Raw genomic sequence first — 25,103 nt, forward strand, 5'->3', positions numbered from 1 at the left:
AAATCAAAGCGTTGCGAAACGACCTGTCAATCATCCGACAGGTCGTCGTCGCGCCGGCTCATGCCGTACTTGCGCATCTTCTCCACCAGCGTGGTGCGGCGGATGCGCAGGCGTTCGGCGGCCCGCGCGACCACTCCGCCGGCATCGTCGAGGGCCTGCTGGATCAGGCCCTGCTCGAGGTTGGCCAGGTAGTCCTTGAGGTCCAGGCCTTCGGCCGGCAGCATCGCCGGCGCGTCCATTCCCGGCAGCCCGGCGTTGATCGCCGCGCGCTCTTCCAGCTCTTCGCGCAGGCTGCTGGCGAGTTGCTCGTCCTCGTCGTCGACATGGCGGAATTTCTTCGGCAGTTCGCCGACCCCGATCACCCCGTAGGGATGCATGATCGCCAGGCGCTCCACCAGGTTCGCCAGTTCGCGGACGTTGCCCGGCCAGTCGTGGCGGCAGAGCGACATGATGGCCGCCGAGTTGAAGCGGATCGACCCGCGCTTCTCGTGCTCCATCCGCGAGATCAGTTCGTTGAGCAGCAGGGCGATGTCTTCCACCCGCTCGCGCAGCGGCGCCATCTCGATGGGGAATACGTTGAGGCGGTAGTAGAGGTCTTCGCGGAAAGTGCCGTCCTCGATCATCTTCTCGAGGTTCTTGTGGGTCGCGGCGATGATCCGCACGTCGACGTTCTGCGTCTTGTTGCTGCCGACCCTTTCGAAGGTGCGCTCCTGCAGCACGCGCAGCAGCTTGACCTGCATCGGCAGCGGCATATCGCCGATCTCGTCGAGGAACAGGGTGCCGCCGTTGGCCAGCTCGAAACGTCCGGCACGACTGGTGATGGCACCGGTGAAGGCGCCCTTCTCGTGGCCGAACAGTTCGCTTTCCAGCAGTTCCGCCGGGATCGCCCCGCAGTTCACCGGGACGAAGGGCCCCTCGCGGCGCTTGGAATGGTAATGCAGGTTGCGCGCCACCACTTCCTTGCCGGTGCCGGACTCGCCGAGGATCAGCACGCTGGCATCGGTATCGGCGACCTGCTGCATCATCTGCCGCACCTGCTGGATCGCCCGGCTGGTGCCGACCAGGCTGCGGAACAGGTTCGGCTCGCGGGAGCGGCCGCGCTCGCGGGCCTGGTCGTACATCTCGCGGTAGACCTGGGCGCGATGCAGGGAGTCGAGCAGCTTGTTGTAGCTGGGCGGCATCTCCAGGCTGGCGAGCACCCGGCGGCGCAGCTCCTCCGGCCAGTCGGCCGGGGCCGGCTCGCCGATCAGCAGGATCGGCAGGTACTCGTCCCAACTGGCCAGTTGCTTCAGCAGCTCTACCGCCCCGCCCTTCGACTCGACGCTGCCGAGCAGCACGCACAGGGCTTCGCGACTGTTGCTCAGGCCCGCCGCTACCTCTCGCCAATCCTCGCTGTTGCAGGTCAGCTGATCTTCGCCGAGGAAGTTGAGAATGACTGCCAGGTCGCGACTGCGATCGAGATTGTCGTCAATCAGCAAGAGTTTGGTTTCGCGCCACATTTTGATCAGCTGCCTTGCATCGAATGGGTCTCGCTCGACCCGAAAGAGGGCTGGGACTAATGCCTATTTCTAATAAGCAGCCAGCATTTGGCCACTAGTTAAGTCAAATGTGAACGATTAGTCAATTTTATGGCGTGTTTTTTTTGCTGTTTCCGACAGGGAGAGGCAATAAAAAACCCCTACAGACCGCATGGAAAGCAGTACTGGCAGGGGTTTTGGGGGATATGTAAATTTTTCCGAAAAGCCTTGCGCCAAAGTAACGGCACAAAGCCATGAAAAACTTATCCGAACATCTGGTAGACCTTGGCGCCTTGCTTCGACTGGTTCAGCTGGATCAGATCGGTGGCCAGCTTGCGCTGCTCGCCCTGGCAGACATCGATCAGCTCGCGATACAGCGCCAGCAGCTCTTCCATCCGCGCCCGCAAGGTGGCTTCGTCCTGTACATCGAGCATCGCCTCGTCGACGGCCTGGCGGCAACGCTGGTCGAGTTCACCGATGGCCTCCCAGTTCTGGCTGGCCAGGGCAACGCGCAGGGCGCTACCGGTTTCTTCAAGGATCTGTACAGCTGCACTCATTGCTTGGTCCCTCTGGGGATGCCTCTCAGGGGGCAATCGCATCCCAACCGGATTTGATGTTGCGCAACAGCTCGGAAACTTCCTCGAGCTTGCCCGCGTCGTTCTTCAAGTTGGCTTCCGTCAGGCGCATCGACATGTAGGCGTAAAGGCGGTCGAGGTTGGCTGCCAGCTCGCCGCCCGCCTCGAAGTCGAGCCCTTCGCGCAGGCCACCGACGATGGCGATGGCCTTGCCGATCAGCTCGCCCTTCAGCGCCACTTCGCCGCGCTCCAGGGCTCCGCGGGCCTGCGCCATCCGGGTCAGGCCGCCTTCCATCAGCATCTGGATCAGGCGATGCGGGCTGGCATCGATAGCCTGAGCCTGGGTACTGACATTCTGGTATTGCCGCATGGCTGCCATTGCGTTCATCGACGGTTGCCTTGTTCGGTGACTGATACGCTCTATATCGGTCGGCTACCGCGATTCTTTAGCGCCGTTCGCTGTCTTCGCCCTGCGCTTCGGCGCTGCCAATGGCATCCCAGGCCTGCTTGATCTGGCCCAGCAGCGCCTCGACCTCGTCCAGCGGACGCGGTGTGTCGTCCAGCGCGACACCAGCCAGGCGGCGGGTCATGTAGTCGTACAACGCATCCAGATTGCCGGCTATCTCGCCGCCCTGCTGGTGATCGAGGCCAGCCTGCAAGGCGCCGATGATCGACAACGTGGTGCCTACCGCTTCGCCGCGCAGCGCCGGGTTGCGCTCCAGCACCGCGCGCCGGGCCAGGGCGATGCGTTCGAGCGCGCCGTCCAGCAGCAGCTTGACCACCTGGTAGGGCGGGACGTCCTGTGCGCTGCCTACCTGCCGGTAGGTATCGATAGGACGCGACATCAGCTTTTCTTCACAAGGCCAGGCAGGCTGCTAAGAGCCTGGGCCATGCGTCCGCTGGTCTGGTTGAGCTGGCCGATCAACTGGTCCATGGCGGTGAACTGCTTGAGCAAACGATCCTGCAACTGCTCGACCCGGCGATCGAGCGCTTGGCGCTGGGTATCCACCGACTTGATGGTGTCCTGCAATCCATCCAGGCGCTGCTGGAGCACACCGCCGGTCTGGGTGTAAGGCGTGAGCTTGTCGTCGAGACGCTTCATCAGGCCGGTATCGCCGGTGAACAGAGCGGAAACCGACTCGAACTTGTCCTTCAGAACCTTGTCGAGTTTCTTGTCGTCGATCTCCAGGGTGCCGTCTTTCTTGGTGGTGATACCCATGTCGGCGAGCATGCGAACATCGGTACCTTGCCCCGGCTGGACCATCTCGTTGCGCATGGTGGTGAGCAGGTTGCGCACGCTGCTGTCACCGACCAAGGCACCGACCACGGGAGCCTTGTCGTCGCCCACCTTGGTCACGCCGGTCAGTTCCGAAGTCACGCCGACCAGCTTGTTGTAGGCCTCGACGAACTTCTTGATGTTGTCCTTGACGCCGCCACGGTCCTGCTCGACCGAGATGGTGATCGGCTTGTTAGTGTCGGTGACCGTCTTCAGCTCGAAGGTGACGCCGTTGATGACCTTGTCGACCGTATTGGTCGGACTTTCCAGGGTCAGGCCGTCGATGCTGAACTTGGCATTCTTCGCCTGGGTGATATAGCCGCTGCTGCTGGAGGACGTACCGTCCAACTGGGACAGGGTCAGCTTGCCATCGGCGCCGACGCTGCCGATGTTGAAGTTCTCCAGGCCGGAACTGCCCTGGACGAACACGTCCTTGCCGGCGCCGGAATCCTTGCCGGTGAAGACCAGTCGCGAGGTTCCGTCTCCAGGGTTGTTGACGATGTTGGCGCTGATGCCCTTGTCCTTCAGCTGCGCGTTGAGCGAGTCGCGCACTTCGGCGAGGGTCGCGCCCGCCGCGACGTTTACCGTGACGCCGGCATCGTCGGCGCCCTGCTTGATGGTCAGGGTGCCACCGGAAGTGGTCTTGTAGCCATCGGCAAACGACGCGGTGGCCACCTTGCTGACGCTGGCCAGCTGGGTCACTTCGAGCTTGTAGATACCCGGCAGGGCGTCCTTGGTGGCGGTGGCGGTGGCGAACTTCTCGTCGCTGGTGCTCGCCGAGCGCTTCTGGAACAGCTCGGGCTTGTTCAGCTCCTTGAGGATGGTCTGCAGGTCGGAGATCGCGCTCTTGAGCTGGCCGATGCCGGTGAACTTGGCGGTGGTGTCGCTTTCCAGGCGCTTGAGCTGCGCCTCCTTCGGCGCCTTCTCGGCCGCCACCAGGGTGGAAACGATGTTCTTGATATCAAGGCCCGAGTTGTAGCCGTTGATCGTCGTACTGTTCGCCATCTTGCTTCACCTCGTCAGCTCATTGACGCTTTGTCCTTCCAATTCCAACAGACAGTCAAAAGACGTGCCAATTCCGCTCAGGCTTCCGCCTTGAACAGCAGGCTGCGCGCTTCGTCCAGTCGCTCTGCCAGGCGCAGGGCCTCTTCGGAAGGGATTTGCCGGATGACTTCTCCGGAAGTCGAATCGGTCACCTTGACCACTACCCGCCCCGTGGAGTCGTCCAGGCTGAAACTCAGATCACGGCGGATGCTCTGGGTGAACTTCTCGATGGAGGAAACCGCCTCCTCGACCGCAGCGCGTTGCTCCTTGTCGCCCATCCTGACGTCGCCCGTCCGTTGCGCGCTTGCGCTGGCGGCCGCCTCGCCGGCCTGGCCGGCCGGGCGTGCGCCATCGGAAGAAGACGCCGAGCCGAACAGCCGGATTACCGGAGCAGCCGTCGAATTGTTGACATTGCTGACGTCCATCGTCGCTACCTCTCAATGAGATACGAGGGGAAGCGCGCCAGCGCTCCCCCTCGTGACTTCACCTTGACCTCGCCGAAGCTTAGCGCAGCAGGCTCAGAACCGACTGCGGCAGCTGGTTGGCCTGGGCCAGGATCGCGGTGCCGGCTTGTTGCAGCACTTGGTTCTTGGTCAGGTTGGCGGTTTCGGCTGCGAAGTCGGTGTCTTCGATCCGGCCGCGAGCAGCCGATACGTTCTCACCGATGTTCTTCAGGTTGTTGATGGTGTTGTCGAAGCGGTTCTGCACCGCACCGAGGTCGGCACGCTGGGCGTCGATCTGCTTGATCGCCTCGTCGATCACCAGCACGGCGGACTGAGCGCCCTTCGCGGTGGAGATGTCGATCTTGGCGACGGTGTCGTTAGCCTCGGTGAACGTCGTGGTGCCTGCCGCGGTGCCTGCGCCGGTGCTGCCGGTGTCGGTGATGGCTACGCCGGAAACCGCACTGGTAGTACCATCCGCACTAGCCTTGGACACGTAGCTGATCTGCGCGCCGTCGGTGAAGGCACCGATGCCGACGTTGGCGTCGTTGACCGCAGCGGCGATCTTGGCAGCCGCCTGCTCGGCGGTTTCGTTGCCCTTCATGTCGACCTTGACGTTCACGGCGCTGCCGCCAGTGATGCCGATCGCGATGTCGACGGTGCCCGAAGCGGTTGCAGCAGTGACCGCACCGCCGCCAGTAGCCGTGAAGTAGGTGCCGTTCAGCGACTCTGCGCTCATCTCGTCGATGCCGACGCTGATGATTTCGTTGGCGGCCGAACCCACCTGGAAGCTGGCGACGCCGAAGGAACCGTCGAGCAGCTTGCGGCCACCGAAGGTGGTGGTGTTGCTGATACGATCCAGTTCTTTCTGCAGTTGCTTCACTTCGCCATTCAGAGCGGTACGCTCGGAGTCGCTGTTGGAGCCGTTGGCCGACTGCAGGGACAGGTCACGCATACGCTGCAGGATGTTGGTCGACTGCTGCAGGGCGCCTTCAGCGGTCTGCGCCAGGGAGATACCATCGTTGGCGTTCTTGGTAGCCACGTTCAGGCCGTTGACCTGGCTGGTCAGACGGTTGGCGATCTGCAGGCCGGCGGCGTCGTCCTTGGCGCTGTTGATGCGCGAACCGGTGGACAGACGCTGCAGCGAAGTGTTCAGCGACGCGGAAGAGTTGTTCAGGTTCCGCTGAGTGTTCAGCGAAGCGATGTTGGTGTTGACGGTCAAGGCCATCTTGATGCCCTCCAAGGACGATATGTTTGCCTGAGCTTGCGACCTCGGGTGGGCATCGCCCAGGCACCCCTAAAGTTCGCATTCGTGATCTTTATCGGCGCTTCCCTGGGGAGCTTTAGGTTTTTTTTTGACCATCCTCGTTTTTCATGCATCGTCCCCGTCGGAGGGGTTCGCGCAAGGCCTCCCAAGCGCTGCGGACAGCGCGACGGAAAGCCCCGCCGGCCGCTCAGTCCGGCATCCAGGCACGATACCAGGCGCGCAAACGCTCGCCGTCGAGCATCCAATCCGCCAGCACCCGTTCGCGCAGGTGATCCCCTGCCCTGGCCGCGGCATCCAGGTCGCGGGTATGCATGCGGATCGCGTCCACCCAGTCGCGGAAACGGTTCTTCACCCGCGTCACCGGCAGATCGTCCTGGTAGCAGCGCACGTCGCTGCAGACCACCGGGAAACCGCAGGCGCCGTATTCCAGCAGGCGCAGATTGCTCTTGCACTCGTTGAACAGGTTCTGCTCCACCGGCGCCAGCGCCAGGTCGAGATCGAGAGCCGCCAATGCCCGCGGATAGCGTTCGATAGGCACCCCCGCATGCACTTCCCTGACGAAGGGACGGATGGACGGCGGGCACATGCCGAAGAACACCCAGTCGACTTCGTCGGCCAGTTCCCGGACCACGTCGGCGATCAGTTCCAGGTCGCCGGTATGGCTCGAGCCGCCCGCCCAACCAACACGTGGCCGCTCGCCGCGCCGCCGCTGCGCCCGCAGCCCCTGCCACCACCCCACCGGCAGGCGGTTCTCGATCACCCGGATATCCGGGTGGAGACCGGCGAAGGCCTCTGCCAGGGCCGGCGTCGACACCACGAAGCGGTCGACGTAACCCAGCCCGCGACGCAACGTGCGCAGGATGTCCTTCGGCAGGTGCTGGCGATGGGCGCTCTTGAGGGGCACGTTGGGCAGATAGTCGTCCAGCTCGTAGACCTTGAAGGCTCGCGAGAACGCCTGCATCCGCCGCATGGCCTCGAGACGCTCCTCGCCGACCTGGCGCTGCAGCACCAGTACGTCCGGGTCGTAGCGCTCCAGATCGGCCACGTGCATCAGGCCGATCGACAGCGCGCCATCGATGGATGCCGACTCGCGCAACGCGCTGAACGGCTGGATCACCCGGTAATGGCCGCAGCCGAACAGGTCGGCGGGGTGCGCCAGGACAGTGGGCAAGGGCCGCCACCCCTGCAACGGGCGCCAGGCCAGCTGCGGGTCGGCCAGCTTGAAACCGCCTTCGGCCTGCAACGAAAAGCCCGGGTTATAGGCGGGATCGCGTGCCAACAACGGTAGCCAGCGCGCGTACAGCGCATCTTCTTCCTCGACGCTCGCCGCCGTCGTGGCAGGCGCATCGAGCAACAGCCGCGCACGCGGCGTCCATACGTTCAGGTAGCCCGCCTGGACCGCCCGCAGGCAGATGTCGACATCGTCCCAGCGCGTCAGCGCCTCGTCGAAACCGCCCAATTCGAGGAACAACTCGCGGCGCATCAACAGGCATTCGCCAGCCACCGCCGAGTAGTTCTGGTCCACCTGCAGGCGCTGCAGGTAACCGGCGTCCTCGTGCGAACGCCCTTCGAAGGCCCGCCCGGCCGGTCCGCACAAACCGAGCAGCCAGCCGGCGTGGCAGACCCGTCCGTCCGCCGCCAGGAGCTTGGCGCCTACCGCGCCGACTTCCGGACGCTGGCCATGGTTGAGTAACTGCTGCAGCCAGTCCTTGTCGAGGATGCCGCTGCCGGCATCGAGCCAGAGCAGGAATTCGCCGCGCGCCCGGGACGCCGCCAGGTTGCGCAGAGCCCCACGGGACAACTGCCCATCGCCTCGCAGCACCCGCACCTGCTCGACGCCCATGCCTTCGACGGCGAGCAGCCATTCGCGAACGTCGGCCGCTTCGCCACCCTGTTCCAGCAGAAGGATCTCGTAGTTGGGATAGGCGGTATTCTCCAGCACGGTTTCTACGCAACGCTGGAGCTGCGCCAGGCGCTCCCCGGCCAGCACCAGGATGCTGACCGGCGGTTGCCCGGCGTGGCCGTAGTCTAGCTCGTAGCGCCCCGGCAGCCGGCTTCCGACTGTCGCCTGCGCGTAGCCACGGGCACGCAGGTGGCCTTCGATCGCCGCACGCTCGGCGGTGCTGTCCTGCAGGCGCAGCGCTGGGCCAGACAGCAGTGGCTCGCTGATGTGTCCGATACAGCCCAGGCCCCGCTGCTCGACGAGACGCAACTGGTAGGCCAGCTCGAAAGCCTCGCCGGCGGTCTCGTCGAATCCGCCCGTGGCAAGCAGCGGCTCGCGGCGGAACAACCAGTGCCGGGACAGGCCGGCGGGGAAACTGAGCAGAAGGTCGAGATTCAGGTCCGGGCGCAACGCCGCGCCCAGCTCGCCGTCATCCAGGCGCATGAGTTCGTCGGCGTACACCGCCTGGCAGCTCTCCGGTGCCGCCAGCAGGTCCAGCGCCGCCACCAGCAGGCCGCTGACAGTGAATTCGACACCCGCTTCGACCAGGAGCAACCAGTCGGTATCAAGCCGGGCAAGCGCCTGGTTGATCGTCGGCACCGGCCCCACCTCTGGATCGAAGAGCATCGCTCCGTTCCGCGGACTCGTGCCCAGCGGCGCGAACAGGTGGCTCTCGACACGTGGATACGAATTGACGTGCTCCAGGCTCTGCAGGGTACGCTCCACGGCCTCGGTATCGCCGTGGGCATCGAGCACCAGCACCGCGAAGCGCGGCCCACCACCCTGCTCCTGCAGGAATCGATCGATCAGCACCTTCTGCACCGCATCCGGCCGCCGCGCCTCCAGCCAGGTCGACAGCGTGACGCTACCGAAGCCCGCCGCCCGCCTCAGCGCGGCGAGCAGGTTGACCGGCTTGAAGACACGGGCGTCCAGGCGGGTGATCGGTGCCACCCGGACGAAGCGGTTGTCGCCGGCCTGGCGATACCAACCCAGTTCGCGGATAGCCAGGCGGAAGTCGGCATGGCCCTGCTCGCCGATACCGGGCTGGTCGCGCCCGATCTGGCTGAACTGCTGGCGGGAGACGCGGAAACGGGTCAGCGGCCGCGACAGGAACGCCAGGTCGCCACGCTGTAGCAACTGCGCACACATGGCCAGGTCGCCGATCCAGTCGATGGCCCGGCCGTTGAGCATCATCAGGCGCTCGCAGATCTGCAGCAGCGCATCGCGCCGGGCCATCAGGCAACTGGGTTCGCCGATGAAGTTGATGGTGTGGTCGGCGAGGAACGAGACCAGCTCGCGACCGTCGATCAGGACGTCGCCGGCGAACGGGAAGCAGGTCGCCAGGATGTCCGGCAGCGGCTGCCCTTCCTCGTCGATACGCAACCGCCGCGACGAGGCCAGGACCACGTTCGGCTCGCGCTCCATCGCTCCCACCAACGCCTCGACGCACTCGGGAAGCAACACGTCGTCGTCGTGGAGAAACTTGACGTACTCGCCCTCCGCCAGGCGGATGCCTTTCGCCGTGCTACCCAGCTCGCCGAGGCGCGTCTCGTTACGGAAGTAGCGGATCGGGAACGCCGCGGAGGCGAGCTTCTGCTCGACCAGCGTGGCGATCCGCTCGTCGCTGCTGTCGTCGCAGATGATCAGCTCCAGGGCCGGATAGGTCTGCCCGAGCACGCTGTCGAGGGCGTCCTCGAAGTACTCCAGCTTGTAGGTCGGCATGACGATGCTGACACGAACGTTCGCGCTCATTGAGCCATTCCTGAGTAATTGGTGCAGCGCATGGTGATCGGAAGGGCCGGGCCATGGCCCTTCGTGTCGCCGCTCCCGGTCTCGACTCCCCGCGGCGGAGCATCTGCTCCGACGAGCGCGTCAGCGCCCTTCACGAAGAGCATCGGGCCAGTCGACATAGAGGATCGTGTCGTAGAAATACAGCGAGTAATGGCGCAGGCGCAGCCGGGCTCCCGCAGCGATCCCGTCGATCGCGGCGACGATGTCCAGCAGGTCCTGCACATGGTGGTAACAGGTGATGGCCATGCGCGGCCGGCACTCGTCGATCAGCCGCGCGGCCCCCCGCAGAACCCGTGCCTCATGGCCTTCCACATCCATTTTCAGCAAGGTCATGACATCGAGGACATCGTCGAGCCGCACGCACGGCACCTGCACGGTGCCGTCTATCTCGACCCTGCTTCCCATGGTGCCGTGGGCTGCGAATGCGAGATGGCCGCCGGTATCGGACACCGCCTGGTTATGCAGATGGAGACCGACACTTCCAGCAAGCGACGCATGCATGAGCCGGTAATTCGCCGGATCAGGCTCGAAGGCATGGATCGAAGCATATTCATGACGAGCCGCCAGCATGAACTTCTTCACCGTATCGCCATCGTAGGCACCGATATCCACGTAATGCTCGTCGCTTCGCAAGACGATCGGATGCTCGGGGCCCCGGTACAGGGAAAAGTATTCCTGCTCTCCCGGACACAACACGTCCAGCAACGCAGCGCGGTTGCCGTCCAAACGCAGGCGCATGATGGCTTCCAGGGTCTTCCGGCTTCGCTCGTCGGCCAGGCGCTCGCGCAGCGAGACGAACTCGGCGTGATGCTGCATCGCCAATTCGCGAGTCAGCGCGCCGGTCTGGTAGACCAAAGGAATATCCAGCAGGTAGAGAAGCTCGGGCAGATCGAGGGTGATGCATTGCGCAGTCTTCGCCAGGTGATCCAGCGTCAGCCAGGTAGGCAGCGAATAGGCACAATTCACTGCGGGTTTCCCTGCGTGGCATGGTTCCTTCAACTGGGCGGTAGGAATCACCTGGTCGAAACCATCGGGAACGCTATTGCTGGCGAAAAGCACATCGTCCACAGCAATCAGGCGAACCCCAGGCAGACGCTGCGACAAACCGGCAACCACCTGTGAGCGGAACACCCCTCCAAGATAGGAAGTAGGCACCAGCACCAATAGATATCCGCTCCGTTCGCATCGCGAAAGGAAGTCCGCCTGCGTCATATCGTTTCCCGCCATCATCGACAGCTCCCCGCTCATAGGATGCGTGCCCCATCGGGCATGAGTTCATCGTAAAAGGAGTAATTGGGCAGTTCCCGGGGAAGCCTGCCCGGCAACAACCATTCGCAGTGTCGCCCCACCCGGGTGTCGGCGAGCGCGACGCTGCCCGCACCCAGCGTGCTGCCCTGGCCGATCTCCACTCGCCGTCCCAACTGCACGCCAGCGAGCAGCGTGCTACAGGTTCCGACCCGGCAGTCCTCCTCCACCAGGACCTGCAGCTCCAGCCAACTGCCAGTGCCGATGCGGGCAGGACCGGCGAGCACGCAACCGGCGCCGACGAACACGTTGCCCAGCAGTCGCACGCCTTCGCCGACGATGGCCTGAGGCGAGACGATATCGAATAGCCGGTAGCCCGCCAGGCGGATATCCGCGATGAGCTTGTGGCGGGCGTAGTTCACCGCCCGCTCGTCCAGCGCCACGAATACTTCGCTTTCCGCAGCGGGGTAGCGTTCGAGCAGAGGCGCAATATCGAAGTTGTGTCGATCCGCAGCATTCAGCTCCAGGACCCGGTGTCCCAGTCCCCGTTCCCGCGCAGTACTGTCCGCCCGTTCGAGCGCGCGCCCTTCCCCGACGATGATCGCCTGCTTCATGCCCTCTCCCCCAGTACCTGCGCGCGATACCACAGGTGCTGGCGCACCAGCTGCACCTCGTAGTCGCCGTGCATGAACGGCGGCGAATGTGCGCCCAGCCCCTCCTGGAGGCGTTCCAGGACCAGGGTGTCCTCGCCGATCACGTTACGCTCGCCGCGAATCAGGGTGCTCAGCAAAGCGCTGAAATCGGTCTTCGGATCCTTGCGCCGGGCAGTCATCATCCACAGGTGGTAGTCGGTCTCGCCGGGAGCCACCGGATCGTACTGCTGGAGCAGGAAGTGCTCGCCACGGACGCTGCAGAAGTTCACGTTCGGGTAGATGAACCAGTTGTAGTAGGCGTGCTCGTCGCCGTAGCCCTCACAGAGGTCGGAGAACCAGCTCTTGTAGGGCTGGATCGGCGCCTTGGTGGGGAAGCTCAGCGAACGCAGCTCCGGCGTTTCGCCTTCCTGCAGCAGGCGCAGCACCTCGGATGGCACCGCAGCCTCGCGTGCCAGACCGCGCACCGGGGCGGTCATCACCGGGAGGAAGGTCTTCGGATGGACGAAAGGAACATGGTTGTAGTCCTTCACGTTCTCCATGTTCAGCTTCCAGTTGTAGCGCACCTTGTGGCAGCTGTAGATCAGCCGCGTATCCAGGTGCGAGGAGACCTCCCGCAAGGTTTCCAGGAATCCATCGTCGAACTGCTCGCGCAGCGGCAGCGGGTCGTCCGCCAGGTTGACGAACAGCAGTTGCCCCACCTCTTCCAGGTGCAGCTTGCGCAAGCCGATCCGCGCCCGCTCCTCGGCGCTGAACTGGTACAGACTGGAGTTCGGAATGCCCTGTAGCTGCCCCTCGGCGCCGAACGACCAGGCATGGTACGGGCAGACCAGCGGTCGCTGGCCGGTGCATTCGGTCTGGATGGCCGACAGACGATGCGGACACTGGTTGAGAAAGGCCCGGATGCCGGACTCGGTACGCTGCACCACGACCGGCACGCCGGCGATCTTGCGGGTGAAGAACTGGTTGCGCTCGCGCACCATCGAACTGAAGCCGACGAAGATCCAGAGCCTGCCGAACAGCCTTTCGCGCTCCAGCGCGAGCGTCTGCGGCTCGGTGTAGTGCGCTGCGTCCAGCGCATGGCGAGTCATGTCCACATCCACAACCTTCACTTGCTGAAAATAACCCGGGCCGGATTGCCGACCACGGTCTGTCCGGCCGCCACGTCCTTGAACACCACCGCGCCCATGCCCACCACGGCGTCTTCGCCGATACTGACGTCGCGGGCGATCATCGCCCCGGAGTTGATCACCGCACGATCGCCCACCTTCACGTAGCCGGCCAGCAGGCAGCGCGGGCCGATATGTACATAGTCACCGATGACCACGTCGTGGCCGAGCATGGTTTGCTGGTCGATGAAACCGTAGGCGCCGATACGGCAGTCCACGCCGCTGCTCACGTCGTAGCCGAAGAAGGTCGGGCCGTAGCTGGTCCGCACGCCAAGGGTGCAGCGGGTGCGGATAGCGACGAACTCGGCGCCCTTCGCCAGCAGGCATGCGACCTGCTTCTGGCGACTGAGCGGATCGCCGACCGCGGCGACGAACAGTTGGTCAGGCTCCGCGACGAAGCTCTCCGGATACCCGAGCCACGGGTAGTAGAGCGACTCCGCGACCGCTTCGGGGCCGCGCTCGTCGAGAAACCCGCCGATCACCCAGTCGATGCCGTGACCGTAGTCGACCTGCAGCTGGGCCAGCACCTGACGCCCCAACCCACCGGCGCCGAGGATGATGATCCTCTTCATTGCATCGTCCTCAACTGATGGTCAGGCCGCCGTCCATCACCAGGGTCGTGCCGGTCACCCAGCGGCTGGCATCGGAAAGCATGAAGATAGCGGCGTTGGCGATATCCTCGGGCTTGCCGAAGCCCATCGGGTGGTTGCTGCGTTGACCGTCCATCGAACCGACCGTCTGGGTGGCTGCATCCAGAAGCGGTGTTTCCACCAGTGATGGAGACAGGCAGTTAACCCGGATGTTGCGCTTCACCACTTCCATGGCCAGGCAGCGGGACATGGCGATCAGAGCGGCCTTGGTTCCCGAGTATGCCCCCACTCCGGCAACCCCGATGTGGGCGGCGATGGAAGCGATGAACAGGATCGAACCGCCGGGCGCTACCAGGTTGCGTTTGAGCAACGCCTGGGTAAGCAGCATCGGCGAGTCGACATTGATCGACTGGACTTCATGCAAGTGCGCTTCGGTCATCATCCGCACTGGACACAGACGGGAAATACCGGCGCTATGCACCAGTCCATGGATTTCGCTGTCGACAGCCGCTACCACCGCAGCGCGCTCCTCGGCTACCCGAAGATCGGCCTGGACAGCACGGTGCGGCAGCTCCGAGATCGACTGCAAGGTTGTCAGGCATCCATCCAGGCGGGTCTGGTCACGTCCGGTAACGATCAGCTCGGCGCCCATCCGCGCGCAGCTCTGCGCGATGGCCAGGCCCAGGCCGGAACTGGCGCCGGTGACCAGGATGCGCCTGCCCGACAGGCTGAAGGGATTGAAGGAAGTCTCGTCGTTCACTTGGCTGATTCCGCGTTCAAGGCTCTCAGGATTCGATCAGGTCGGGGAACTTCGCCCCTTCGATATCCACCAGGCAGGTACCCCAGGACAGGCCGATACCGAAGCCGCAGAGCAACACGCGATTGCGGCCGGCCTCGAGTTCCCGGTTGATCCGCGCGGTCATGGTCACCGGCAGGGAGGCGCCGCTGGTGTTGCCGAAGTCGCGCAGGGTCGAAGGCACCTTCTCTACCGGCAGGCCGAGCTTCTTGCGGATGGTCTCGTTGATCATCCGGTTGGCCTGGTGGAAAACGAAGTAGTCCACTTCGTCCTTGCTCGCACCGGCATAGTCGAGCAGCTTTTCCACCGCCGGCGGTACGCGCTGGGTGGAGAAGCTGAGCACGGCGGTGCCGTCGAGCTGCAGGTCGATGGCACGGTGCCAATGGTCGTTCTCGTCCTCGCGGAACGGCATCAGGTGCTGCACGCCGACCGGTTCGCGATGGCCGCCCACCGGCAGGATGATGGCCTTGTAGCCGCTGCCGTCGCTGTTCAGGTCGAAATGCATCGGCGGCGCGCCTTCGCAGAACTCCAGCGCCGTCGCGGTGCCCGCGTCGGAGAAGATCGGATCGTTGACACTGGCGCCGCGGTCGCCGACCAGCACAAGGCCCTTCTTCACCCCGCCGGCGGCAATCAGCGAACCCAGCAGGTTGAGGGCGAACGGATAGGCCGAGCAACCCAGGTTGACGTCGAAGGCCACGGTGGAATGCGGCAGCCCCAGGCGGTCCTGGAGGATGATCGCGGTAGCCGGCGCCAGGTAGTCGGGAGACTGGGTCACGACGATCAGCGCATCGACCTCCTCGCGCTTCCACTCCAGGCTTTCCAGCAGGCGCTCGGCGGCGTCGAAGGCCAGGTCGGAGAAGCACTGCCACTCCTGCGCCATGCGCCGCGTCTCGATGCCGATGTTGCGCACCAGGCGTTCGCGCTCGGCGCGCAACTGCGGCTTGCAGTCGGTCAGGTTGGAGATAACGCGCTTGGGGACGCAGGTCGCCATCCCGGCGAAACGGACGTTCTTCAGCGTGGAGGTGGCCATGGTCAGAGTCCGAGCATCTGGTAGAGGTCGCCCACCGTGCGAGCCTTGATCAGGTCTTCGCCGGTGATGGTCTTGCCGTATTCCATGTCGAACATGACGATGACCCCGAGCGCGGCCAGCGAGTCCCATTCCGGCAGGTCTTCGAGCTGGGTGTCCATGCTGACCTCGACGGGATTCTGGAAATCGGTGGCGGAAAGGAAGTCTTCGATGAATTTTGCTTGGCTCATTTCTTGTCTACCTGAGTGAGGCGGTTGTTCATTCTGTTATCGGTCGCGACGGGCTCAACTTGATGCTCGCCGCCGCGGCATGGCGGCGGAAGCGATCAGGCCGGCGACGAACTCGACGTCTGCGGCGGCCAGCCCGGGATAGATCGGCAGGCACAGCACCCGCGAGGAAATCGACCGCGCCACCGGAAGATTGGCGGGCGCCGCCGAGGGCAGCGAATGGTACATGGGGAAGTCGCTGATGAGTGGGTAGAAGTAGCGCCGCACCAGCACATCCCTGTCGCGCAGGCGCTGGTACAGCTCGTCGCGCGAAAGCGGAAAATCGTCTTCCACCAGGATCGGGAAATAGGCGTTGTTGGCGAAGGTCTGGGTACCAGGCCGGAGGCACTGGATGCCAGGGACGCCGGCCAGCAGGCGCCGATAGCGCTCGGCGATCTCCCTGCGCTGCTCCAGGGCCTGGTCGACGTGCTTGAGTTGCAGCAGCCCGAAGGCAGCGCCGACCTCGTTGAGCTTGCCGTTGATGCCGGGCATGACCACCGTGACCTCGTCGACGAAGCCGAAATTCTTAAGGTGGTTGAGGCGTTGCCGGGTGTTTTCGTCCGAGCAGATGATCGCACCGCCCTCGAAGGTGTTGAACACCTTGGTGGCATGGAAGCTGAGGATGCTCAGGTCGCCGTGGCGCAGCACGCTGCCGCCGGCGTCGCGCACGGCGAAGGCATGCGCGGCATCGTAGATGACCTTCAGGTGGTGGATATCGGCGATCCGCTGGATAGCCTCGACATCGCAGGGGTTGCCGTAGCAATGCACCGGCAGGATCGCGGTGGTCTGCGGGGTGATCGCCGCCTCGATCCGCGACGGGTCGAGATTCATGGAGTCCTGGTCGATGTCCACGAAGATCGGCTTGAGCCCGTTCCACAGCAGCGCGTGGCTGGTGGCGACGAAGGAGTACGGCGTGGTGATCACCTCGCCGGTCACCCGCAATGCCTGCAGCGCGGTGATGAGCGCCAGGGTGGCGTTGGCGAAGAGCACAATGTGCTTCACCCCCAGGTACTCGCACAGGGCCTCTTCCAACGCATGGTGCATGTCGCCCCCGTTGGTCAGGAAACGGCTCTCCCAGATCTTTTCCAGGTAGGGGATGAACTCTTCCAGGGGCGGCAGCAGCGGGCTGGTGACCGGGATCGTCTTGTTGTTCATGTAGGGCCCTGATGAATGGATACTCAGGCGAGTAAAGGGCGAAAAACCCGAGCACGCCACTCTATGCAAGGCCCGTACCCAAAGAGCTTGATGCAGGTCAAAGCCCCTGGTCGCGCGGCCCCTGGCTGTTCCACAGGCGCTGCGGCGCGAATCGGCAGTCAAACTTCTGACAAATTCTCCCGTGTTTCCGTAGACCTTGCGGAACATACCCTCCAGCGACACAGGTACAGTCCCTGCGAACGAAAAGGCCCATGACGGAGTCATGGGCCCTGTTCCACAGAGGGACTGTCACTTCAGGTAGTTGAACAGGCTCAACCCCTGGATCTTCACGTAGCTCTGCTGCGCGGCATCCATGATGGTGGACTGCAACGACAGCCGCGACAACGCCTCGGCGTAGTCCAGGTCCTGGATCTGCGACATCACCGACGCATTCACCAGCTTCACATCGTCGATGAAGGTCTCGGTGCTTTCCACGGTATTCAGGCGCGCGCCGATCTTGCCCTGGCCGCCATCCACGGCGGCAGCCACGGCGGAGAGGTTGGTCAGGGCCACCGCCGTCGCATCGCGGATGGCGTCGTTGCCGGCCTGGTTGTCGGTGGAGCTTTCCAGGGCCTTGCGCAGGTCCGACACCACGTTCAGCAGGCTGCGCTTCTCGCTGCCCGGCTTGTAGTTGACGTTGAACTCGTCGCCCGCCTTCGGCGTGCCGTCGATCGTCACGCTGACGCCGGCGTAGAGCACCTTGTCGATGGTCTTCGGGTCGTCGTCGATGGCGCCCTTGGACAATTGCCAGGCCGGCGGCGAATTCGGATCGTATGTGGTCCAGTCATAGCCCGGAGGCAGGCTCTTCGGATCGTAGACCACGTACTCCTTGTCGCTGACGAAGTGGATGTTGAAGCCGTCGGTTGCCGCAGGCGGGTTGCTCGCCGGGAACTGGCTGTCGAAGGCCAGCTCGTCCTCGACCAGGCCGACCGAGATGCGACCGTCGCCGGTATTGCCAGCCGCCGCCTTGGTATCGAGACGAGCGGCGTTGACGATGTCCTCGAACAGCACCTTGCCGCTGTCGCTGACCGGAATCCGCGTGCTGCTGGCGATCTGCACCTCGCGCTGGCTCTCGTCGCCCATGTAGCTGTAGGTGCCGTCCTCGTTGCGCACGAACGGCTGCACCGAGCCCTGGGACCCGGAAAACAGGTATTTGCCACTCGCGTCGCGGCTGTTGAGCAGGTTCAGCAACTCGTCCTCGCGCTGGCGCAACTCGCTGGCCAGCGACTTCTTGTCGTTGGAGTCCAGTGCGCCGTCGCCGGCCTGGCCGGCGATCTCGCGGATGCGCTGGAGGACGTTGCCGACCGAACGGAGGATGGTTTCCTCCTGGCTCAGGCTGTTCTTCGCCTCGGTCATGCCGGTCTTGTACTGCTCGTTCAACCCCTGTTCCTGGTCCAGGCGCAACAGGCGTACCGAACCGACCGGGTCGTCCGCCGGGGTCAGGATGCGCTTGCCGGTGCTGATCTGCTCGAAGGTACGGTTCAGGTCCGCGTAGTTGCGGGAAATCCCGTTGACCGAGTTGTTGAAGGCCTGGATGGTGGAAATGCGCATGGTGGCGGTCTCGCTGGCTTAGGCCCCGTCGAGAGAACTCAACGGAACGCTCCAATCAGGGTATCGAACAAAGTGCGGGCAACTTGAATCACCTGGGCCGAGGCACCGTAATACTGCTGGAACTGGATCAGGTTGGCCGCCTCTTCGTCGAGGCTCACCCCGGACAACGAATCGCGGCTGTCCTGGGCCTGCTTCAGCACCGTGGCGCTGGCCTCGCTGCTGGCACGCACCTGGGCGGTCAGGGTGCCGACCCGCTCGACCAGGCCACCATAGGCCTCGTTGTAGGTGGAACCGGTGTTGTCGGTGCCGCCGACGGTCGGCTTGGTCTGCAAGGCCAGCAGGTTGAGAGCGTTGCGGTTGTCGGAAATGCCCTTGTCGTTGAAGCCCAGCTTGAAGCTGTCGGAGTTCTGCGGTACGCCGCTGAGCTCGAATTCGTAGCTGTATTTCTGCCCGCTCGGGTCGGTGAACGCCATGCGCACGGTATTGGTATTGCCGCTGGTCAGCGTCGGGCTGCCGCTCAGGGCGTTACCGTCCTTGTCGACGTAGTTCCAGCCGGCCGGCAACGGCGAGGACAGGGTATAGGTCTTGCCGTCGGCGCTGAGCGTCGCGCCCAGGCTGATCCCGTTGGGCCCGAACGCGCCCTGTAGCACCGCCGGGTCCACCGGCGACGGACCGCTGGTGAGGGTCGGCGCGCCGATCTTGCCGGTGCCGCGGTTTTCGGTGGTCGATTCGGTACGCGCGGTACCGGCGAACGCCAGTTGCGAGGCATTCTTCAGCGTCGCCTCGATATCCGCCGCGCCACGCCGGGTCGGCTGCAGGGTGAAGCGGTCGCCGGCAGCCGGGAGCTGGTCGAGGGTCAGGTTGAAGCCCTGGTCGACGCCGTTGGCATCCTTGAACGAGAGGGTGTAGGGACCGGTACCGCTGACCGTGACCTGCATGCTTGCGTCGTCGCCCAGGCGCCGCGCGGTGAAATTGGTGCCGTCGAAGTCCAGGCGGAAATCGCTGGAATTCAGCTTGCTGGTATCGGTGATGTTCAGGTTGGCGTGGACATTGCCGGTGTTGCCGTTCTTCGCCAGGACCCGCAGCGCGGTGATGTCCGGATCGTTGATGTCGCCGAACAGGTTGGCGCCGGCCTTGCCGGCCAGGTCGAGGCCCTGCCCCAACTGCTTGTTGATGGTATCGGCGAGGGTGATCGCCAACTGCCCGAGCTTGTTGTAGCTGCTGTCCAGGGCGCTGTTGCGGTAGGCCAGCAAGCCACCCATCTCGCCGCCGGACACCAGGCCGGTGACGTTCTGTATGGAGTTGCCGTTGCTCAGTTGCACCTGGTAGCGGGTCGGGTCATCCAGCCCGGGCACCACGCTCAGGGTCGACACAGTATTGCCCACCACCAGCGGCTGGCCGCTACCGATGAACAGGCTGACGCTGTTGTCGTCCTGGGTGACCGCGGTCACCCCGATCATCTCGGATAGCTTGCGCACGGCTTCGTCGCGCGCATCCATCAGGTCGTTGGGCACCGCGCCCGCCGACTTGGCCTTGGCGATGGCATCGTTGTAGCTGGCCACGCTCTGTGACAGATGGTTGACCTGCGAAGCCAGCGCGCCCAGTTGCTGGTTGATCAGGCTGTTCTGCTTGTCCAACTGGTCATAGAGGGTATTGAAGGTCTTGCCCAGCCCCTCGGCCTGGGCAAGCACTGCCTCGCGCGCTTCGGTCGAGGAGGGATTGTTGGCGGCGGCCTGCAGTGCGGCGAAGAAGCGCTGCATGGCCGGGCTGACGCCGGTGGTGGTGTTGGACAACAGGCCGTCGAGCTGCTCGATCTGGCTACGGAATGCGCTCAACTCGCTGTTCTGGCTGGTGGCGTTGCGCAACTGGCCGGTGAGGAAGTCACTGGCCAGGCGGCGCACGTCGACGATCTGGCTGCCCGAGCCCATGTAGCCGGCACCGCTGAACTGCGGGACCTGGGTCTGCTGGATGGCATCCTGGCGGCTGTAGCCCGGCGTCTTGACGTTGGTGATGTTGTGCCCGGTGATGGTCAGCCAGGTCTGGCTGGTGCCGAGGCCGGACAGGCCTATCGAGAGTAGGTCGGACATGGGTCAGTTCCTCCTTGCTCAACCCAGAGGCGGCGTGCCGGCGGCGGCGACGGCCTGGTAGGTCTGCATCTGTCTGGCGATCTGCGCCACCTTGCGGGCGTACTGCGGATCGGTGGCGTAGCCGGCGCGCTGCAGTTCCTGCATGAAGCGCTCGGGGTTGGCGGCGCTGTCCAGGGCGTTCTGGTAGCGGTCGTTGCCCTGGAGGAAGCTGACGTAGTCGTGGAAGCTCTGCTCGAACGACGAGTAGGAGCGGAACGCCGCGACCTCCTTGACCGCCTTGCCGCCTTCGTATTCGGTGGTGAGGGCGCGCGCCGAGGCACCATCCCAGCGGCTGCCGGTCTTGATGCCGAACAGGTTGTGGCTGCTGCCGCCATCCTGCTGGCGGATGATCGATTTACCCCAGCCGGTCTCCAGCGCGGCCTGGGCCACCAGGTAGCGGGCATCGACGCCGATCCGCTCGGCGGCCTTCTGGGCCATCGGCAGCATGGTGGCGATGAATTCGTCGGCGGAGGCGAACATCGACTTGCCCCTGGCCAGCGGCGGCTGGGCGATGCGCCGGCTGCCCTGGCTGTCGACGCCATCGGTGGAGAAACCGCGGCGGCTCGCCGCCGGGTAGCTCTGCGCCGGCAGGTAGCTGTCCTGGCCCAGGCTCTGCATCTGGCTGGCGGCCGGCGAGGCGGAGGGAACGATGCCGGCGAGCATGCGCTCGGCCAGCTTGCCCGGCAGCGCCAGGCGCCTCTGGTTGAGCAGCTTCGAGTCGTCGCGGCCGGCTTCCGGCATCGGCAGGGCCTTGCCGGCCTGCGCGCTGGGGTTGCTCGGCCAGCGACCGGCGCCGTTCTCGGCGCCCCGGGCGAACGGGTTTTCGCCGTTGCCCCTGGAGCCTTGCTTCATCTTCGACAACTGGCGCACCAGCACGTCGGCCAGGCCGATGCCGCCGGCATTCTTCGACAGGCTCACCGACAGTTGCTGGTCGTACATGTCCTGGTACTGCTTGGTGGTCTGGCTGTTCATGAAATTGCCGTCGCCCAGCGCTTCGTTGGCCGAACGCATGGACTTGAGCATCTCGTTGAGGAACAGCGATTCGAATTCCTGGGCGACCTTGCGGATGTTCGCCTCGCCGTCGCGGTCCTTGCCGACCTTGAGCTGGTTGAGGCGGTTGAGATCGGTATAGGAGCCGCTGTCGGGGCCTGCGCCGATACCGCTGAGCAAACGGGAATCCATGGCGTCGTCCTCAGATCACGATCAGGTCGGCCTGCAACGCGCCGGCCTGCTTCAGGGCTTCGAGGATCGCCATCAGGTCGCTCGGCGCGGCGCCGACCTGGTTCACCGCGCGGACGATGTCGTCCAGGGTGGTGCCGGGACCGAACTTGAACATCGGCTTGGTCTCCTCCTCGGCGTTCACCCGCGAGCGTGGCACCACCGCGGTCTGGCCGTTGGAGAAGGCACCGGGCTGGCTGACGATCGGGTCTTCGGTGATGCTCACGGTCAGGCTGCCGTGGGTGACGGCGGCCGGCGATACCTTGACGTTCTGGCCGATGACGATGGTGCCGGTGCGCGAATTGATGATGACCTTGGCCACCGCCTCGCCCGGCTGCACGTCGAGGTTCTCCAGGATCGACAGGTAGTCGACCCGCTGGTTCGGGTCGAGCGGCGCGCTGACCCGCACCGAGCCGCCGTCCACCGCATGGGCGACGCCCGGACCGAGCAGTTCGTTGATGCGGTCGACGATGCGCTTGGCAGTGGTGAAGTCCGGGCGGTTGAGGTTCAGCGTCAGGCTGTTGCCCTGGTCGAAGCCGCTCGGCACGGCGCGCTCGACGGTGGCGCCGGCCGGGATACGTCCGGCGGACGGTACGTTGACGGTGATCTTCGAGCCGTCGCGGCCTTCGGCGTCGAAGCCGCCGACCACCAGGTTGCCCTGGGCGACCGCGTAGACCTGGCCGTCGATACCTTTCAGCGGAGTCATCAGCAGGCTGCCGCCGCGCAGGCTCTTGGCGTTGCCGATGGACGACACGGTGACGTCGATCGGCTGGCCCGGCTTGGCGAACGGCGGCAGGTCGGCATGCACCGATACCGCGGCGACGTTCTTCAACTGCACGTTGCCGACGTTGGCCGGCACCTTGATGCCGAACTGCGCCAGCATGTTGTTGAAGGTCTGCAGGGTGAACGGCGTCTGCGTGGTCTGGTCGCCACTGCCGCTCAGGCCGACCACCAGGCCATAGCCGATCAACTGGTTGGTCCGCACGCCCTGGATGCTGGCGATATCCTTCAACCGCTCGGCCTGGGCCGCGCCGGCGGCCAGGAGCAGCGCGGCGAGGGCCAGCAGGTGCTTGAACTTGGTCATCGCGAGCGTCCTCAGAACGGCCACAGCGGGCTGAGGAAGAAGCGGTCCAGCCAGCCCGGCTGACTGGCATCGGCGAAAGCGCCGGTGCCGGAATAGGTGATCCGGGCGTCGGCCACGCGGGTCGAGGACACGGTGTTGTCGGTGGCGATATCGTCGGCACGGACCAGGCCGGCGATGCGCACCAGCTCGTTGCCGGTGTTCAGGGTCATCCACTTCTCGCCGCGCACGGAGAGGATGCCGTTGGGCAGCACCTCGGCAACGGTCACGGTGATCGAGCCGGTCAGGCTGTTGCTCTGCCCCGCCTGGCTGTCGCCCTTGGCGTCGCGCGAGCCGCCGTATTCGGCGCTGAGGCTGAGGTCGCCGCCGCCGATCGGGTTGTTGGTGGTCATGCCGCTGCCGAACAGCGAGGTCAGCCCCATCTTGGTCTTGCTGTCCTTCTGGATATCGGAGTTGGCTTTCTTGCTCGCCTGGGTCTTCTCGTTGAGGGTGATGGTAATGATGTCGCCCACGCGGAAGGCCTTGCGGTCGTCGTAGAGGTTCTGCTCGAAACCGGCCTGGTAGATCGCGCCGTTGTTCTGCGCGGCGGGCAGCGGGGTGCGCGGCAGCACCGGCGCGTAGTACGGATCGTTCGGCTTCGGCGGTGGATTGACGCAACCGCCCAGGGCGGTGGCGATGCCAAGCAGGGAGACGATCATCAGCCGGTTCATATCAAGCTACCTCGCGGCGTACAGCCAGGGCCCGGTCAGGGCCCGTCAAAGATTCTGGGTGACGAAGGACAACATCTGGTCGGCGGTGGAGATGACCTTGGAGTTCATCTCGTAGGCGCGCTGGGTGGTGATCATGTTCACCAGTTCCTCGACCACGTTGACGTTGGAGTTTTCCAGGGTGTTCTGGGCAACCGTGCCGAGGCCGTTGAGACCCGGCGTGCCGACCTGCGGCGCGCCGCTGGAGCCGGTTTCCAGGAACAGGTTGTTGCCGATGGCCTGCAGGCCGGCCGGGTTGATGAAGTCGGCGGTCTGGATGTTGCCGATCACCTGCGGCTGGGCGTTGCCGGTGGTGGTCACCGAGACGGTGCCGTCCTGGCCGACGGTGAAGGTCTGGGTCTCGTTGGGCACCACGATCGCCGGCTCCAGGGCGAAGCCGTTGGAGGTGACGATCTGCCCGTCGGAGTTCAGGTGGAAGCTGCCGTCGCGGGTGTAGGACACGGTGCCGTCCGGCAGCAGGACCTGGAAGAAGCCGCGCCCGTTGACCGCCATGTCCAGCGGCTGCTCGGTGGTCTGCAGGCTGCCCGGGGTGAAGATCTTCTGGGTGCCGACGACGCGCACACCGGTACCCAGTTGCAGGCCCGAAGGCAGCTCGCTGTCCTGGGTCGACTGGCCGCCCGGCTGGCGCCGGATCTGGTACAGCAGGTCCTGGAACTCCGCGCGGTCGCGCTTGAAGCCGGTGGTGGATACGTTGGCCAGGTTGTTGGAAATGGTGGTCAGGTTCATGTCCTGGGCGGACAGACCGGTCTTGCTGACCCACAGTGCCGATAACATCGTCGTGCTCCTCGGGTGCCGGTTTTATGGCACCACGCTCAAGTGATTAGCTGATTTGCAAAACCCGCGCCATGGCCGCCGAATCGTCCTCGGCGGTGCGCATCATCTTCACGTGCAGCTCGAATTGACGGGACAGCGAGAGGATCGCGGTCATCTCTTCCACCGCGTTCACGTTGCTGCTTTCCAGGAAACCGGAGACCACCTTCACGTTGGCGTCGGCCAGCGGCGCCTGCTCGCCCGGCTGCGGCTTGTAGTGCAGCAGGCCGTCGGTACCCTTCTCCATCTGCTTCAGGTTCGGGTTGACCAGCTTGATCCGGTCCACCACGGCGACCACGTTGGGGTTCTCGCCAAGGGCGCGGATGCTGATGGTGCCGTCCTGGCCGATCTCCACCTTTTCCTCCGGCGGCACGGCGATCGGTCCGCCGTTGCCGAGCACCGGCAAACCGTCGCCGGTGCGCAGCATGCCGAGGGCGTCGATGTGCATGCCGGCGGTACGCACGTAGGCCTCGCTGCCATCCGGCGCCTGGACCGCGACGAAGCCGTCGCCGTCGATGGCGATGTCCAGCTCGTTGCCGGTTTCCTGGAGGCTGCCATGGCTGAAATCGGTACCGGGCCGCTCGCTCATGGCGAATACCCGCGCCGGGAAGCTGTCGCCGAACACCTGCATCGAACGCGCCTGCTCGAAGTCGCGACGAAAGCCGCTGGTCGAGATGTTCGCCAGGTTGTTGGCATGAGCACGCATCGCCAGGGTGTTCTGGCTGGCCCCGCTCATGGAGACGTACAGCATCTTGTCCATC

Annotated in this window: 23 protein-coding genes; all 23 read right to left on the bottom strand. The window is 64.6% G+C overall.

Going from position 1 to position 25,103, the window contains the following annotated elements:
- Positions 1–26: 26 nt before the first annotated feature.
- The 23 genes from fleQ to flgF all read right to left on the bottom strand — a co-directional run bounded on the left by fleQ (position 27) and on the right by flgF (position 25,102).
- Positions 27–1,499 carry a transcriptional regulator FleQ gene (fleQ, locus tag HMPREF2914_RS04170; protein ID WP_003086448.1) on the bottom strand — a complete coding sequence of 491 codons (1,473 nt, stop codon included), beginning with the start codon at positions 1,497–1,499 and terminating at the stop codon, positions 27–29.
- A 281-nt stretch (positions 1,500–1,780) separates the two neighbouring features.
- Positions 1,781–2,074 (bottom strand): flagellar protein FliT, encoded by a 294-nt coding sequence (locus tag HMPREF2914_RS04175; RefSeq protein ID WP_003086445.1) that lies wholly within the window; start codon positions 2,072–2,074, stop codon positions 1,781–1,783.
- 25 nt (positions 2,075–2,099) lie between these two features.
- Entirely contained in the window at positions 2,100–2,480 is a 381-nt protein-coding gene (gene fliS / locus HMPREF2914_RS04180) for a flagellar export chaperone FliS (protein WP_003158217.1), read from the bottom strand.
- A gap of 58 nt (positions 2,481–2,538) precedes the next feature.
- Positions 2,539–2,937, bottom strand: coding sequence for a flagellar export chaperone FliS (gene fliS / locus HMPREF2914_RS04185; protein ID WP_003086441.1), 399 nt, complete (start codon positions 2,935–2,937; stop codon positions 2,539–2,541).
- Entirely contained in the window at positions 2,937–4,373 is a 1,437-nt protein-coding gene (fliD, locus tag HMPREF2914_RS04190; protein ID WP_003133924.1) for a flagellar filament capping protein FliD, read from the bottom strand. Before fliD ends, fliS (HMPREF2914_RS04185) begins: the two co-directional genes overlap by 1 nt.
- A 77-nt stretch (positions 4,374–4,450) precedes the next feature.
- The gene (locus HMPREF2914_RS04195) at positions 4,451–4,837 is read right to left on the bottom strand and encodes a flagellar protein FlaG (protein WP_003086436.1); all 387 of its coding nucleotides are present in this window, start codon (positions 4,835–4,837) and stop codon (positions 4,451–4,453) included.
- A 79-nt stretch (positions 4,838–4,916) separates the two neighbouring features.
- Positions 4,917–6,080: a flagellin gene (locus tag HMPREF2914_RS04200; RefSeq protein WP_003086434.1), complete on the bottom strand. Its 1,164-nt coding sequence runs from the start codon at positions 6,078–6,080 to the stop codon at positions 4,917–4,919.
- Between the two features lie 226 nt (positions 6,081–6,306).
- Entirely contained in the window at positions 6,307–9,813 is a 3,507-nt protein-coding gene (locus HMPREF2914_RS04205) for a glycosyltransferase (protein ID WP_023092125.1), read from the bottom strand.
- A gap of 120 nt (positions 9,814–9,933) precedes the next feature.
- A complete protein-coding gene (locus tag HMPREF2914_RS04210) occupies positions 9,934–11,100 on the bottom strand; it encodes an FkbM family methyltransferase (protein ID WP_015503346.1) in 1,167 nt (388 codons plus the stop codon).
- Positions 11,097–11,711 carry an LbetaH domain-containing protein gene (locus tag HMPREF2914_RS04215; protein WP_019485559.1) on the bottom strand — a complete coding sequence of 205 codons (615 nt, stop codon included), beginning with the start codon at positions 11,709–11,711 and terminating at the stop codon, positions 11,097–11,099. Before HMPREF2914_RS04215 ends, HMPREF2914_RS04210 begins: the two co-directional genes overlap by 4 nt.
- Positions 11,708–12,838: an aromatic ring-hydroxylating oxygenase subunit alpha gene (locus HMPREF2914_RS04220; RefSeq protein ID WP_003158206.1), complete on the bottom strand. Its 1,131-nt coding sequence runs from the start codon at positions 12,836–12,838 to the stop codon at positions 11,708–11,710. The genes HMPREF2914_RS04215 and HMPREF2914_RS04220 overlap by 4 nt, the downstream gene beginning before the upstream one ends.
- Positions 12,839–12,855: 17 nt before the next feature.
- Positions 12,856–13,488 carry an acetyltransferase gene (locus HMPREF2914_RS04225; protein ID WP_003158205.1) on the bottom strand — a complete coding sequence of 211 codons (633 nt, stop codon included), beginning with the start codon at positions 13,486–13,488 and terminating at the stop codon, positions 12,856–12,858.
- A gap of 10 nt (positions 13,489–13,498) precedes the next feature.
- Positions 13,499–14,266 (bottom strand): SDR family NAD(P)-dependent oxidoreductase, encoded by a 768-nt coding sequence (locus HMPREF2914_RS04230; RefSeq protein ID WP_003086422.1) that lies wholly within the window; start codon positions 14,264–14,266, stop codon positions 13,499–13,501.
- Between the two features lie 25 nt (positions 14,267–14,291).
- Positions 14,292–15,332 carry a ketoacyl-ACP synthase III gene (locus tag HMPREF2914_RS04235; RefSeq protein ID WP_003086420.1) on the bottom strand — a complete coding sequence of 347 codons (1,041 nt, stop codon included), beginning with the start codon at positions 15,330–15,332 and terminating at the stop codon, positions 14,292–14,294.
- 2 nt (positions 15,333–15,334) lie between these two features.
- Positions 15,335–15,559, bottom strand: coding sequence for an acyl carrier protein (locus HMPREF2914_RS04240; RefSeq protein ID WP_003086419.1), 225 nt, complete (start codon positions 15,557–15,559; stop codon positions 15,335–15,337).
- 54 nt (positions 15,560–15,613) lie between these two features.
- Positions 15,614–16,750 (bottom strand): DegT/DnrJ/EryC1/StrS family aminotransferase, encoded by a 1,137-nt coding sequence (locus tag HMPREF2914_RS04245; protein ID WP_003086416.1) that lies wholly within the window; start codon positions 16,748–16,750, stop codon positions 15,614–15,616.
- 288 nt (positions 16,751–17,038) lie between these two features.
- Positions 17,039–18,340 carry a flagellar hook-associated protein FlgL gene (gene flgL / locus HMPREF2914_RS04250; protein ID WP_003086414.1) on the bottom strand — a complete coding sequence of 434 codons (1,302 nt, stop codon included), beginning with the start codon at positions 18,338–18,340 and terminating at the stop codon, positions 17,039–17,041.
- Positions 18,341–18,378: 38 nt separating this feature from the next.
- Positions 18,379–20,427, bottom strand: a complete 2,049-nt coding sequence (flgK, locus tag HMPREF2914_RS04255) for a flagellar hook-associated protein FlgK (protein ID WP_003449030.1) — start codon at positions 20,425–20,427, stop codon at positions 18,379–18,381.
- A gap of 18 nt (positions 20,428–20,445) precedes the next feature.
- Positions 20,446–21,648 carry a flagellar assembly peptidoglycan hydrolase FlgJ gene (flgJ, locus tag HMPREF2914_RS04260; RefSeq protein WP_023092126.1) on the bottom strand — a complete coding sequence of 401 codons (1,203 nt, stop codon included), beginning with the start codon at positions 21,646–21,648 and terminating at the stop codon, positions 20,446–20,448.
- Positions 21,649–21,658: 10 nt separating this feature from the next.
- Positions 21,659–22,768, bottom strand: a complete 1,110-nt coding sequence (locus HMPREF2914_RS04265; RefSeq protein ID WP_003082169.1) for a flagellar basal body P-ring protein FlgI — start codon at positions 22,766–22,768, stop codon at positions 21,659–21,661.
- A gap of 11 nt (positions 22,769–22,779) precedes the next feature.
- Positions 22,780–23,475 carry a flagellar basal body L-ring protein FlgH gene (flgH, locus tag HMPREF2914_RS04270; RefSeq protein ID WP_003082166.1) on the bottom strand — a complete coding sequence of 232 codons (696 nt, stop codon included), beginning with the start codon at positions 23,473–23,475 and terminating at the stop codon, positions 22,780–22,782.
- A gap of 45 nt (positions 23,476–23,520) precedes the next feature.
- Positions 23,521–24,306 carry a flagellar basal-body rod protein FlgG gene (gene flgG / locus HMPREF2914_RS04275; protein WP_003082164.1) on the bottom strand — a complete coding sequence of 262 codons (786 nt, stop codon included), beginning with the start codon at positions 24,304–24,306 and terminating at the stop codon, positions 23,521–23,523.
- 46 nt (positions 24,307–24,352) lie between these two features.
- A complete protein-coding gene (gene flgF, locus HMPREF2914_RS04280; RefSeq protein WP_003082159.1) occupies positions 24,353–25,102 on the bottom strand; it encodes a flagellar basal-body rod protein FlgF in 750 nt (249 codons plus the stop codon).
- Between the last annotated feature and the right edge of the window lies 1 nt (position 25,103).

Source organism: Pseudomonas sp. HMSC067G02, from assembly GCF_001813485.1.
GTDB classification, from domain to species: domain Bacteria; phylum Pseudomonadota; class Gammaproteobacteria; order Pseudomonadales; family Pseudomonadaceae; genus Pseudomonas; species Pseudomonas aeruginosa.